Raw genomic sequence first — 12828 nt, 5'->3', positions numbered from 1 at the left:
ACAACACCACGGGACTGCGCGCGCACATACTGCCGACTTGAAATCGTATCTCAAATGAGATACACAATGTGAACGATAGGAGGACCATCCATGCCTGCCCAAACATCCATGCTTCATGTCCGTGTTGACGATCAGCTGAAAGCACAGGCTTCGGACGCACTTGCGGGCGTCGGTCTGACGCTCTCCGACGCGGTGCGTATTCTTCTGACCCGCGTGGCCGCAGAGGGCGGCTTGCCTGCCGGATTGACCGCTGATCCGGATGCCTATGACGCCTGGTTCCGGGCGAAGGTACAGGAAGCGCTGGACGATCCAAGGCCCACAACGCCCCATGCCACGGCGATGCAAGACGCCCAGGCATTGATTGACGGGAAGCGCCTTGCCAAATCTTGAATGGAAAGCCACGGCCATAGCCGACTTGCTGGCAATCATTGACTACATCTCTGACGACAACCCGGATGCCGCCCAAGTTCTCAAAGACGAGATTGAACACAAGACGTCCCTCCTTCCAGAACGCCCTCAGATGTACCGCGCGGGCCGTGTGGACGGGACTAGGGAGATGGTTGTTCGGCCGAACTACATCGTGGTTTATGCTGAAAGCCCTGAGATGGTGACCATTTTGCGCGTTCTTCATGCTGCGCAGCAGTGGCCATGATCGGGGTGCAGGCCCCCCGCTAAGAAATTGCCCGCTCTACGCCTTCAAAGTGTAGAGCGGGCTTTTTGTCCTTTGGAACTCAGACCCTGATCCAAAGGAATTTCCCATGTCCAAGCCTCTCTCAGCGCTCCCCAATCCTGTTGAATCCGACGCTAACCTCACCTCTGCCCTCGCGCAGATCGGCGCGGAGATCGACCACCAACCCCTGCGCAGTTCAGCGCTCGCGCGTATCATGCGCGAGACGTTCCATGGCAGCGATGCCAGCGGTGCTTGGGACTGGCGCATGGCCTACGACCTGATGCAGGCCGCCGCCATCCAGGTGCTGCTGCGTGGGGACGGCGCGGCATGTGACATCGCCGCTGCAAAGCTGCTTGCCTCAAGGCTTCTGACGGAAACCCGCCGGTCAGAGCAGCAGATCCGGCTGCAGCAGTTTTCCACGCCGCTGCCGTTTGCGGCGCTGGTCTTGCGGGCGGCAGCCATTCGCAGAGGCGAGACCGTGCTTGAGCCCTCGGCTGGCAACGGTGCCTTGGCTGCTTTTGCCGCCCGGGCCGGTGGCACGCTTTTGCTCAATGAAATCGACCCTTTTCGCCAGCGCCTCCTGCGGGTGGTTTTCAGCGGCGAGGTGACGGGCCATGACGGCGAGCATATCGACGATCTGCTGCAGACACCGGTTCTACCCGACGTCGTGGTGATGAACCCGCCTTTTGCCTCCTCGGTCGACCGATCCCGCGACAAGCACATCGCTGCCAAACATCTCATTGCGGCTGCAAAGCGCCTGGCACCAGGTGGGCGCCTGGTGGCGATCATGCCGCCGGGGTTCACGCACGACCGCGATGCCGCGCATTGGTGCCGCGCTTGCGGCCTCCTGACGCCGCGCCTGGCACTGACGATGCCGGGACAGGTTTACCGCAAGCTCGGCACCTCGGTGGAAACCCAACTGATGGTCTTCGACAAGGTGCAGGAGGACGGCGAAATGATCCGCGTCCCTGCGCAGGATCTGGATGAGGCCTTGGCATATGTCGATGCAGTGGCCGCAACCCGGACCGAGATGCGCGCAGTCCAACGGGCGGCAGTGGTTAGTCCTGCTCGGCCGACCGTTCCATCATTTGCCCCACGCAAGACCGCCGCTGTGCCTGCCGCCATCTCCAAACCTCGGGACAATGCGGCTATCCCGCTCACTTTCACGAGCCTGGATATCGCGCGCGACAACACGCCCGTCTCGGATATTTATGCGCGCTACTGTCCGCAGCGGATTGAGATCGCGGGCGCACAGGAACATCCCACGCCGCTGGTGGAAAGCATCGCCATGGCTTCTGTGGCGCCGCCCGTGCCCTCTGGCGCGGCCAGTGCGGAATTGCGCCTGCCCGCCAGGCTGATTGAGGAGGGACATCTCTCCGAGGCGCAGCTCGAGACCATCATCATGGCGCATGATGCCCATGGGCGCGACCTGCCCGGTCGGTTTACCATCGACGAAGACCAGACCAAGCTGACGCGCGCCGATGATGACCCGGATGCTCGTGCCTATCGCCTTGGCTATTTCCTCGGCGACGGCACCGGTTGCGGCAAGGGGCGCGAATGCGCGGGGCTCATCCTTGTAAACTGGCTGGCCGGGTGCCGCAAGGCGATCTGGGTCTCCAAATCCGCCACGCTCATCGAGGACGCGATCCGCGACTGGACCGACCTTGGCGGCTCGCCAGCCGACATCCAGCCGCTTTCCAAATGGAAACCGGACCAGCCCATCACCGTGACCTGTGGCATCCTCTTCGTCACCTACGCCACGCTGCGGTCCGCGGGCAAATGCGGCACCACGCGGCTGAGCCAGATCCTCGACTGGATGGGCGCGGAGTTCGAAGGCGTGCTGGCTTTTGATGAGGCCCATGCCATGCAGAACGCGGCAGGGTCCGAGCAGGGCAGGGGGGCCAAACCCTCGCAGCAGGGTCTTGCGGGCCTGCGGCTGCAACTGGCCGCACCGCGTGCTCGCGTCTTCTACATCTCGGCCACGGGCGCCACGAGCGTGCACAACCTGGCCTATGCCGCGCGGCTGGGGCTCTGGGGGCAGGGACCCGAATACCCCTTCCCGAGCCGCGAGAGCTTCGTTTCAGCGATGGAGGCGGGCGGTGTCGCTGCCATGGAGGTGGTCGCGCGCGATCTCAAGACGCTCGGGCTCTACACGGCCCGCGCCCTCAGCTTCGACGGCGTGGAGTATGACGTGCTCGAACACGCGCTCACCCCGGCTCAGATCGAGATCTACGACGCCTATGCGGGCGCGTTTCGGACGATCCACCACAATCTCGAGGCGGCGCTGACTGCGACTGGCGTCAATGACGCCGCTGGCGAGACCAATGCCTCGGCCGCTCGCGCCTCGGCCAAGTCCCGCTTCGAGAGCACGAAGCAGCGCTTCTTCAATCATCTCCTGATGGGCATGAAAGCCCCGACCATCATCCGCGCCATCGAGGAGGATCTGGCCGCAGGCAACGCCTGCGTTGTCCAGGTGGTCTCGACGGGCGAAAGCCTGTTGAAGCGCAGACTTGAAACGATGGACGCAGAAGACGAGCTCGTCGAGGGTGCCTTAACGCCGCGCGACTATGTTCTGGGCTATCTCGAACAAGCCTTCCCGATCCACGCGCAAAAGCTGGTCGAGATCGACGGCAACATGGTAGCGGAACCCTTACGCGACGAGACCGGCGCGCTGGTCGTCTCGCGCGAGGCGCTCGCTCTGCGTGATGCGGCCATGATGGAGTTGATGACGCTGGCCCCGATCGCGTCGGCGCTGGATCAGATCCTCTGGGCCTTTGGTGACGAGGCCGTCGCTGAAGTCACGGGTCGGTCCATCCGGCCCCTCAAGGCCGCGGATGGCCATCTCTTCATCGAAAAGCGCGCCGCCAGCAGCAATTCGTCGGAGACCCAAGCCTTCATGGATGGTGAAAAGGATATCCTGATCTTCTCCGATGCGGGCGGCACGGGCCGGTCCTATCACGCGGCCCAAACGGCGAAGAACCAGAAGCGGCGGCGGCACTACCTGCTGGAGCCTGGCTGGCGCGCCGATGCGGCGATCCAGGGGCTGGGTCGCACGCATCGATCGGCCCAGGTCAGCGCGCCTTTCTTCCGGGTCTGCACCTCCGATGTGCATGGCGAGAAGCGCTTTACCTCGACGATCGCGAAACGCCTCGACCAGCTGGGGGCGCTCACCAAGGGCCAGCGAGAAACCGGCTCGCAAGGCATGTTCCGCGAGGAGGACAATCTTGAAAGCCCGATCGCGCGGGCGGCTTTGCGCGGCTATTACGCCGATCTTGCCGCCGGTCGCGCCGAGGCGATGAGCTATGAGAGCTTCACCGACTGGACCGCGCTGCGGCTGATCGACAAGGACGGGGTGCTACTCGAGGAGCTTCCGCCGATCCAGCGGTTTCTCAACCGGGTTCTGGCCCTTCCCATCCACATGCAGAACGCACTGTTTGCCGAATTCATGAGGCGGATTGCCGATCAGACCGAACGGGCGCGCGCGGCGGGAACGCTCGATCTCGGCGTCGAAACCCTGCGTGGCGAAAAGATCGAGCAGGTCTCCACCGAGGAGCTCTGGACCTGCCCGAAATCCGGCGCTGTGACGCGGATCATCGGGCTCGAGGTGACGGATCCGGTTCACGTGCTGTCGGCGGATGACGCCCTGTCGCGCAATCCCGACAAGCTCCCCATGGTCAATCGCGCTTCCGGCCGCGCGGCGCTCATCTCGGCGCGGCCCATGCAGATGTATGACGAGGATATCGTCACGCTGATGCGCAAGGCGGTGCGGCCGAACGGTTCCAGCTACCTCGGAGAGACGCGATTTGAAGCCTCTGCCTGGGAAGAGATCGGCAAGCTTGAGTTTGCGCGGCTTTGGGATGCCGAGGCTGCGTCTCTGCCAAAAACCACCACGACCAAGCTTTACCTGCTCACTGGTCTCTTGCTGCCAATCTGGAAGGACATTCCGACCACCAATGAGCGTATCTACCGTGTGACGCCAGATGGGGCGACCGCCATGATCGGGCGGACGCTGAGCGAGGAAGGGGCAGCGGCCTTGCGCGCCCGCTTCCTCGTCTCCAACCCGCAAACGCCGCAGGAGATGCTGACCGCAGCCCTCGGAACCACCGCGCCTGTCGATCTGGGCCGCGGCCTGACCCTGACCCGCCGCCGGGTCGCTGGCGAGATGCGCCTCGAGCTTGGTGGTGCGGATCGGGGCATGATTGATGGCCTCAAAGCCCTCGGCTGCTTCACCGAGATCATCGCCTTCCAGCTGCGGGTGTTCCTGCCGCATGAGGAAGGGGTCGATACATTGGGCATTCTGGCACGGATCGTGGGGCAGGGAACCAGCAAGGCGGCAGACCAAGCCGCCTGAAAAGTCAAAGCGGGCTTTGGGTCGGGCGTCGCGGATCGGGGTTTGGCCGGTCTGCGCTTTCCGGGCGCGCGCTGACCAATGCGACGCCTGGCCCCCTAACTTCTGACAAGAGGACAGACCCATGACCAATCCCCAGATCGACTATGCCGCAATGGCGGCTCAGTGGCGCGCCGAGCGCGAAACCACCCTGAAAGCAACCCGAACGGAGCTGCTTGCGCAATTGCGTGCGCTTGGCATCAACGAGGTCACTGCCGAATACGAAGGCTGTGGCGATTCTGGCAATGTCGAGGATGTGACGGTGCAGCCTGCGGAGGTCAAACTGTCGGAGGCGCTTGCGACAGAGGTCGGTGATTTCGCCTGGTCACTCGCCTATCACCATCACCCGGGGTTCGAGAACAACGAGGGCGGCTACGGCACGCTGACCTGGGACATTGCAGCAGACAGCATCACCCTCGATCACGCCGACCGCTATGTCGAATGCTCGCACAGCTATGACGAGGGGCTTTGAGATGGCCCATCCGCTTCATCATGCTGAAAGCTCTGCCCGGAAATTCGGCGGGGTGCCGTCTGACTATCAGGCCGTGCACGATTGGTTTGACGCCTCGAAAGAGCACCTCGCGCTCTTCACGCACCGAGCCATGCGTCATCATGCCCAAGGCCTGTTTGAGGCCGAACGTGTCTTCGGCTTGACCCTGACCAATAGCGCTGGTCGGGACATCCCCGTGCGCTGGATCGGCGAACAGCATGTCCGCGAAGACTGCCAGGGCCGCATCCCGAGCATGGCAGACTGGCTGCGACGGATCCAGCCCGAGCCATGGATGGCCAATGGCCATATCGACCGGCATGTCGGCTCCGAGCCCTGCGGCGATCCAAGGGTTGCCTGGGCCTCCGAGGTCGCCTCCGGACGAACGGTTCTTGGCCTGAAAGATTGGATGGCGGCGCGCGCGACGCAAGCCACGCAAGGTGCCTGACAGCTCTCGGCCGTTTGCCAAACAAATGCTGCATGGAAGCCCGGTTGGACGACCGGGCTTCTTGCGTCGTTTCCCCACCATTCTTCTTGAGGAGGATCGCATGACACTCGAAGACATCAAGGCGGCCGTCGATGCCGGTCAGACCGTTCATTGGGCCAATACCGGCTACGTTGTCCACAAGGACCGGCTCGGTCAGTACCTCATCACCTATCTGCCAAACGGTAGCTGCATCGGTCTGACCGACCGGGGCGGGCACGGGTTGAACGGAAAAGAGGCGGAGTTCTTCATCGCGCGATCGAAGGACAGCGCGGAAAATCCGGGCAGCCAATCAAGACCAGACGCGCAGGGGAGGGGCGTCGCACCCGGAGGCATCGTGGCATTCCCACTGGGACGGCAGCTCTGACCCGTGGGCGGGGCTGAAAGGAAAGCAGGCTTTCTGATTTGTGATCCCATGAGGGGTCGAGAAAGCAATCCCGGATGCGCTGGCAAGGACGTCAGGCACCGGCCAATCCAAAAGGAACCATCCCATGTTCGCAGGAACCCTCACCCGCAACGTCGAGACCGCAGCCGCCGAATACACCGGCATGATCCATTCGACGCGCTTTGACATTGCCATCCAGCTCGAGGCACGGGCCAAGATGTCCGAACGCAGCCCGGATTTTGATGTGACCGCGGTCAACAAGTCGGGCCGCAAGGTGCGCATCGGCACGGCCTGGAACGAGACCGGCAATATCAGCGGCAACCCCTACATCTCGATGCAGATCGATGTCGGCCTGGGCCCGTTCCGGGTCAACGCGGTGCAGACGAAAGAGGCGCGCGCGGCGCAGAGCGACGAATTCGAGATCATCCCGCTGGTCTCGAACGGCCTGATGAAATCCGGCTCGATCTCGGGTGAGCTGACCGCGATGGACGCCGACAACGCCTTCACCGGCTACATCGCCAACATGATGTTCGATCTGGAGTTCATGTTGATCGAGAACAGCTACAAGACCGAGGAGACCCACCCCGACTACCGGATCGAGGTCAGCTCGCCCCGGGGCAAGCCGATCCGGGTCGGCTCGGCCTGGATGGCCAAGAGCAGCCGCACTGGCAATGACTACCTGTCGTTGCTGATCAACACGCCTGATGGCGACCTGCGCGTCAACGCCGTGCAGAACGAAGAACAGCGCGGCGGCCAGACCTTCTCGATTATCCCGTTCATCGACAGCGGCGAGCCGTCGCACGATGCGGGCGCGGGGCTGTCGCTGGTCGCGTGACCTTGGTACGAGGCTTGAACATCTGAACTGCAAGGGGAGCCGTGGGTTCACGGTTCCCCTTTTGCTGTGCTTGCTTCAATAGAGCGATCGAACTGCCACTTCATATGGCGTTCCGGTGTAGATGAGACTGCTAGATCGGAAGTGCCGCGCGGAGTTTCGATTAAAGTCAGACTTGTACAACTGCTTGAGCGGCAATCAATGCGTCAACAGCAACTTGAACCTCGGCGTAGAGCTCGGTGTCCAACTCTGCTGCGTCGATTTCCACAATCAGTGCGTAGCGTACGGAAGGCAAACTCTCAGCGAGAAGCTTTTTCGACTTCCACCAACCGGTGACTGGGTGAACAGCCAGCAAGTTGCGCCGCGCCAGATCTGAAGCCCTGCATGTCAGCTGATCTATATGGAGCGACCCGACATGGCGCCGATTGCTACCGAAGTCCCAAAGATCATCTTCGTCGCTTGCAGGACCATCGGGCTGTTCGGCCGCCTTGCTGATCCGGGCCAGAAATTGGGCTTCGTTCTCGCCAGCGCGATTGAGTTGGAAACGTAAGTTGTGGGACGCGTAGCGATACCGAACGCCGCGCGAGGCTTCGGACGGGTTCGGAGCGATAAAGCTACTGAGTGCCACCCGCAAGGTCACATCGGCATTGCCGAGCGCGCGCAAAGCCTCAACGGGCCAGGGAAGGGCGAACAGCTTCATTTCATTGTGGACATCACCGCCGGTCTTCTCTGAAATCCCGTACGGCGTAATCGTATCTTCCACGATGAGGGTCAGCGCGTTCGACGCGCTGCGGCGGGCACGCGCCATGTCCGGAACTCCATACCCATAGCGCTGAAAAAGGGGCGTGAAGTGACCCTTGTTTGGCTGGGCCGGCAGATGCGCACGCATCTGCTGCGTCCACCGCGCTGACGACACGTAGAGACCACGCACTGTCTCGGGCCAAAGCGTCGGATAGTCCGACCAGAGTTCCGTTACATCCTTCGCGGCAAGCGCGGTCGCCGCGCTGGTATCGAAGGTGAATGTGAAGGATCGGACTGGGTAATTGTGGTGAGTCGAAAGCAGCGATAACCATCCATGCCGCATTGGCGGTGGCATGGCACTTAGCGCCCAGTTTCCACCCTCAAGGACGACGTCCGGCTTGTTCGGCCAATGGGACGACCACGATGCAGTTCTCGAAGCTGGCGATAGATCGCCGAATGGTGCAAGCGCCTGGGCCGGCTCTCCGTCTGGCAGTACGGTCTTCTCTGTAAAGGCCCCAACAGACAGAACATTCCATGCCTGGGCCGGCGACTCGATTTCGTTGTCTTCGTGATCGCATCGGTCCAGGTAGTTTCCGGCACCAAAGGTGAAGTTGTCGGTATTCCCTGCGGAGACAAGCACCAAGCGTTGTTGTTTCACCTCACCTGAAACACCGGCGGCGAGCTGATCGACCTCCGTCGACCATGACGTCGGCGCGCCGTCATGCGGGGTGTCCTCACCCGTCGTCGTGGTCATGGTGAAGGTCCGGCGCCGGGGGCCGACCTGTTCTACTGTATTGATCGCCTGCCTGGTAACCGCGCCGAGGAGATGATGCGGGTTCATCCCTGCATCAGGCAGCAGCTTCACGGATTCCAGACGGTTCACGACAGAAACCGGATTCGCCTGGTGCAGTTTCGGCGTCAGGTCTCCAAAGAGCGCCAGTCCTCCCATCTGCGTGCCATGGCCCTTCACATCCTCCAGCCCCCAGGCCGGGTTGGCGGCATGTCGGTCATCCACGCTGAGCGCCGGCTGAATGAGAGGATGCGCGCGACTGACACCGGTATCCAAAAGCGTGACGTAGCTAGGATCGGGATTGTCAGTGTAGGTCGTACGACCCGCGAGTTCGTCGACCCACTGCGCCTGTTCTGCCACCGGCAAGCCGTCGAAGAAATCCGCTGTGATGGTGGGAGCAGCAAGGGCGCGCACGCCGCCTAGTCGGCGGACGGCTTGGGCGAGCTGATTGCGATCGGCCTCTACGATCACAACGATATCTTCGGGAAACTCCAGCCGATCTGCTCCCACGGTAACGCCATAGTTTGGTGCGGCCGCGACGAAACCTTCGGTCATTTGAGGCTCGAGCCAAACCTCCCAGACGGTCGCAACATCCGCTGCTGGAAATTTGCCTGAAGGGCTGCGCCAGAGGGCACGCAATCCCGCTTCCGTGATGGCAGCGACGCTCTGCACTAGATCCGCGTTCTTCGGACGGCCTGGGATGAATTCACCATCCTTTTCCCGGTCGGGTGTGTCTTCCGTCCGAAACTGCTCGACCTTCTTGCGCAGCTTTTCAATACCCTTGGCTGTCGCAAACACCGTCGCGCGCTCTTCGGTGCCACCGGGATCAGGGGTCTCGGCGACGCGAAGGAGAGTCAGGCCACTAGCGTCGAGGCTGCCTTTCTTCAGGCGCTCGTCGATACGCGAGCGTACTTCCAGATAGACGCCGGGAAGTTCGGCTGCTGGAATATCTGGCAGCGCGTCGATGGCCTGAAGCAATGCTTGGGCGTGCGCCGCGCGATTGGGGACATCACTTGGTCTTTTGGACCCGCCCCCGCCCTTTGCTTGGAACGGGCGAGGTTGTCCGAGATTGCGAAGGTGGAAGTGCCGAAGGTCTCGTGCCATTGTCATCGGTCCCTAGTTCTTGGAGCGACCGTCGGCGTTCGAGGGCATCAAGCAAATCCTGTGTCGCAATCTTGTCGGTATCATTCAGAACAGCACGTCGAGCGGCATCTTCCGCCGCTGCCACAACATCGGCCGTTGAGAGGCCTGTGGCAACGTCTATAACCCGTTTCCATCCCATGCGAGCGAGTGAGAAGCCGATCAAACGGCGTTCGAGCGCCTGCCGAATGGCAGGGCCATCGGGCATGACATATGGCAAAACAAGATCAAAGCGGCGCAGCACAGCGCGGTCAAGAATTCCCGGCAGGTTTGTAGTGGCAATGACGATCGAAGGCCCGGTATCCTCATCCAGGAATTGCAGGAACGAGTTCAGAACCCGCCGGGCCTCACCGACATCGTTCTCACCGCCCCGGGCCGCGGCCAAAGCGTCGATTTCGTCGAAGAGATAGATACCGCGCGTCGTCTTGACGGTATCGAATATCATCTTCAGCTTCTGCGCTGTTTCACCCATGAATTTTGTGATCAGTCCGTGGAGCATGACCGAAAAGAGAGGGTACTGCAGCTCACCGGCAAGCGCTGAAGCACTCAGGGTCTTGCCGGTTCCGGGAGGACCGGAGAGGAGAACGCGCCGCCGTGGCTTCAACCCTTTCGCCTCGAGCTTTTCGCGCATTCGTGTCTCTACAACGAGATGCGCGAGTTCGCTCTCAATCCTGTCTGGCAAGATGACATCGACGAGGCGCTCGGTCGGATAGGACGCGGCAAGGAACTCCGCCAGATCACCGCGGGGTGTTGCGATAGGAGTGATCGCAGGGGTTCGCTTCGAAGGCGGCTTCTGTCCCGCTTCGGCCCATTGTCGCAACTGTTCAGCCAGCCGGGTATGTCCCTTCTGCTCTTCAGCCGCAGAGAGTTGCATCGCCAGATCGTAAAAACGATCAGCGTCCCCTTCTGCGTGGCTCTTGACGAGACCGATGAGTTGTTGGGCGGAAGCCAAGGTCGAGTTGCTCTTTCTGAATGATCATTTTCAATGATACTAAGGTCTTTTCTACATTCGAACCCCTCAGCAGACCAGACAATTTGCGCTGTTTGGAAGCAGAGTGTGTCGGTTTTGTGCTCTCGAGCATCGACTTGGATGCTTGCCTTGCGGCCTCCCCCGCTCGGCTTCGCGTGTCGCAGGGGAGAACGGCCCTTCGGTCCGTCGCGCATTCGGCCATGCGGCCTCACCGCGGCGTTGCACCTAGGCCCCCGGTTTGCCCGCCTCGCGAGCACGTCCCTCCCCGGCCGCTCCGCCGGATTGCGCTCTGCTCTGTTTTGCTTGAGAGCAAAACGATCCCGCCACTCCATCCGTCTCCCGCGTCCGGTCGGGCCGTTTGCCTGCTCGGGTCGGGCAAACCTACCGTCAAAACACACACACATGAGTGCGGAAGCATATCCTCCGGATGGCCCCCAAATCAGCCCGCGTCAAGGATCGCAAAACTTTTCGGCGAGGGCGGTACATATGGCTTGGGGCGATCCCGTGCGTGAGCGCGGGCCTGTGTCGGGTGCTGCGCTCGGAAAACTTTTGCGCCCGGCAAGCCGGCGGCTGCGCCGTCCCTGACCCGGGCAGATTCGGAAACCAGGCATTCGGCCATGCCCCCACACTCACGTGGAGGCCTTGGAACCGAACACTGGAGATAAGAACATGGCTTACGACACCGCAAACACCTACGAGACCATCGAGCTTTTCGGGCTGACCGAGAAGGACGCACAGCTGCCGATCCCGGAGGATCACGTTCTGACCGACCGCATCATCCGCGAGAGCTTCGAGGCTCTGCTCGGGCAGCTGCGCGGGACCGGGCTCGAAGCGGAAATCGAACCGCTGGCGCACGGGCTCGCCACGATCCTGCAGCGCCGCAAGGTGGCGCTCGGCAAGGAGGTCGACCGCACCGCTGACAAGATCGGCGCGCTCGCAAAATCCCACGATGGATCCGAGATCGCCGAGACCGCGCTCGAAGAGGCGCAGTCGCGCTTTCTGCAGCTGCGCGATATCGTCGGCGCAATCGAGGTGATGAGCGAGGCCGCAGCGGAATGCTACGAGGTCGAGACGGGCCACGCCTTCATCCCGGCAGCCGGATCGCGCGCAAGCACCCGGGCGCAAGAGACCGGGGCGGTCTTCGAGGCGCGGCAGCTCCTGGAGCAGCACGACCGCGAGACTGCCGAGAAATCCAAAGTCGAGGGGGTGCCCCTGATCGTCTCAGGCGCCACCGACTGGACCGATGTCGATGTGATCTTCAATACGCTCGACAAGGTTCGCGAGCGGATCAAGCAGAACCGCAATCAGGAGATATTCCTCTGCCACAAGGGTGGCAAGCACGGGGCGGAGATGATTGCGGCGCGGTGGGCCCGGGCACGGGGTATCGCGCAGGCGCGCTTCGATCCGCGCTGGTCCGCTCACGGACGGGCGGCACCGTTCAAATGCAACGACGAAATGCTGGACGACAAGTTCGCGGCGACGGGGGTTGTGCTCTTCGGCGGCAACGGGGTCGCGCTGAACCTCGGGCAGAAAGCGGAAGCGAAAGGCCTGACGGTCATGCGGGTTGCTGACCCGGCGAAGAAGACTGCGCAAGATTGAAGAGAGGGGGTCGCGTTTGGCGCGGCCCTTTCGTCATGTCTCATGGCGCGTGCGATCGGTCACACTTGATCGGCAGCTCACGGCGTCCAGCACCGTCATCCTTCTACCCAGCCCGTCAGAGTTCGGCCCATCCGCATCGGTACGGGCTGGGGATGGTGCGCACCTCGCACATCGTCAGCAGCGCAAGACCGAGGGGTCGAAACGTCGCACATGAGGCTGAAGACCTGCACAACCCTCGGGGGGTGTTTCGGAACATCGCAGCCACGCGGGCGGGCTCCATCAGCACCCCGGCCAGGATCGGCGGAACTAGGACGCGGAAGGTGGCTGCGGCGTGATGGCAGGG

10 protein-coding genes are annotated in these 12828 nt (G+C 62.2%); 8 read left to right on the top strand and 2 right to left on the bottom strand.

All coding sequences use genetic code 11. The features are described 5' to 3' along the window. The first annotated feature begins 90 nt into the window (after positions 1–90). The 7 genes from HKX24_RS15940 (at position 91) to HKX24_RS15910 (ending at position 7248) form a co-directional block, all read left to right on the top strand. Positions 91–390 (top strand): type II toxin-antitoxin system RelB/DinJ family antitoxin, encoded by a 300-nt coding sequence (locus HKX24_RS15940; protein WP_276154151.1) that lies wholly within the window; start codon positions 91–93, stop codon positions 388–390. Further along, positions 377–652: a type II toxin-antitoxin system mRNA interferase toxin, RelE/StbE family gene (locus HKX24_RS15935; RefSeq protein ID WP_071974127.1), complete on the top strand. Its 276-nt coding sequence runs from the start codon at positions 377–379 to the stop codon at positions 650–652. Before HKX24_RS15940 ends, HKX24_RS15935 begins: the two co-directional genes overlap by 14 nt. A gap of 106 nt (positions 653–758) precedes the next feature. Further along, positions 759–5021, top strand: a complete 4263-nt coding sequence (locus tag HKX24_RS15930) for a strawberry notch-like NTP hydrolase domain-containing protein (protein ID WP_276154192.1) — start codon at positions 759–761, stop codon at positions 5019–5021. Between the two features lie 121 nt (positions 5022–5142). Further along, positions 5143–5529, top strand: a complete 387-nt coding sequence (locus HKX24_RS15925; protein WP_276154191.1) for a DUF6878 family protein — start codon at positions 5143–5145, stop codon at positions 5527–5529. A gap of 1 nt (position 5530) precedes the next feature. Continuing rightward, the gene (locus HKX24_RS15920; protein WP_234163388.1) at positions 5531–5992 is read left to right on the top strand and encodes a hypothetical protein; all 462 of its coding nucleotides are present in this window, start codon (positions 5531–5533) and stop codon (positions 5990–5992) included. 100 nt (positions 5993–6092) lie between these two features. Next, positions 6093–6395: a hypothetical protein gene (locus HKX24_RS15915; RefSeq protein WP_234163389.1), complete on the top strand. Its 303-nt coding sequence runs from the start codon at positions 6093–6095 to the stop codon at positions 6393–6395. A 124-nt stretch (positions 6396–6519) separates the two neighbouring features. Then, positions 6520–7248, top strand: a complete 729-nt coding sequence (locus tag HKX24_RS15910) for a DUF736 family protein (RefSeq protein ID WP_276154190.1) — start codon at positions 6520–6522, stop codon at positions 7246–7248. Positions 7249–7414: 166 nt separating this feature from the next. On the opposite strand, the gene HKX24_RS15905 is transcribed toward HKX24_RS15910, so the two are convergent. Together HKX24_RS15905 and HKX24_RS15900 are read right to left on the bottom strand one after the other, a co-directional pair. Beyond that, a complete protein-coding gene (locus HKX24_RS15905; protein ID WP_081536349.1) occupies positions 7415–9880 on the bottom strand; it encodes a S8 family peptidase in 2466 nt (821 codons plus the stop codon). Further along, entirely contained in the window at positions 9786–10868 is a 1083-nt protein-coding gene (locus tag HKX24_RS15900) for an ATP-binding protein (protein WP_276154189.1), read from the bottom strand. Before HKX24_RS15900 ends, HKX24_RS15905 begins: the two co-directional genes overlap by 95 nt. A 687-nt stretch (positions 10869–11555) precedes the next feature. Between HKX24_RS15900 and HKX24_RS15895 the strand changes: the two genes are divergently transcribed. Further along, positions 11556–12485, top strand: coding sequence for a DUF2493 domain-containing protein (locus HKX24_RS15895; RefSeq protein ID WP_108887248.1), 930 nt, complete (start codon positions 11556–11558; stop codon positions 12483–12485). Positions 12486–12828 lie beyond the last annotated feature (343 nt).

Source organism: Sulfitobacter sp. M85, from assembly GCF_029285915.1.
In the GTDB taxonomy this organism is placed as follows: Bacteria; Pseudomonadota; Alphaproteobacteria; order Rhodobacterales; family Rhodobacteraceae; genus Sulfitobacter; species Sulfitobacter faviae.
Note: the sequence above shows the minus strand (reverse complement) of the source record. Positions and strands in the feature narration are given on the sequence as shown.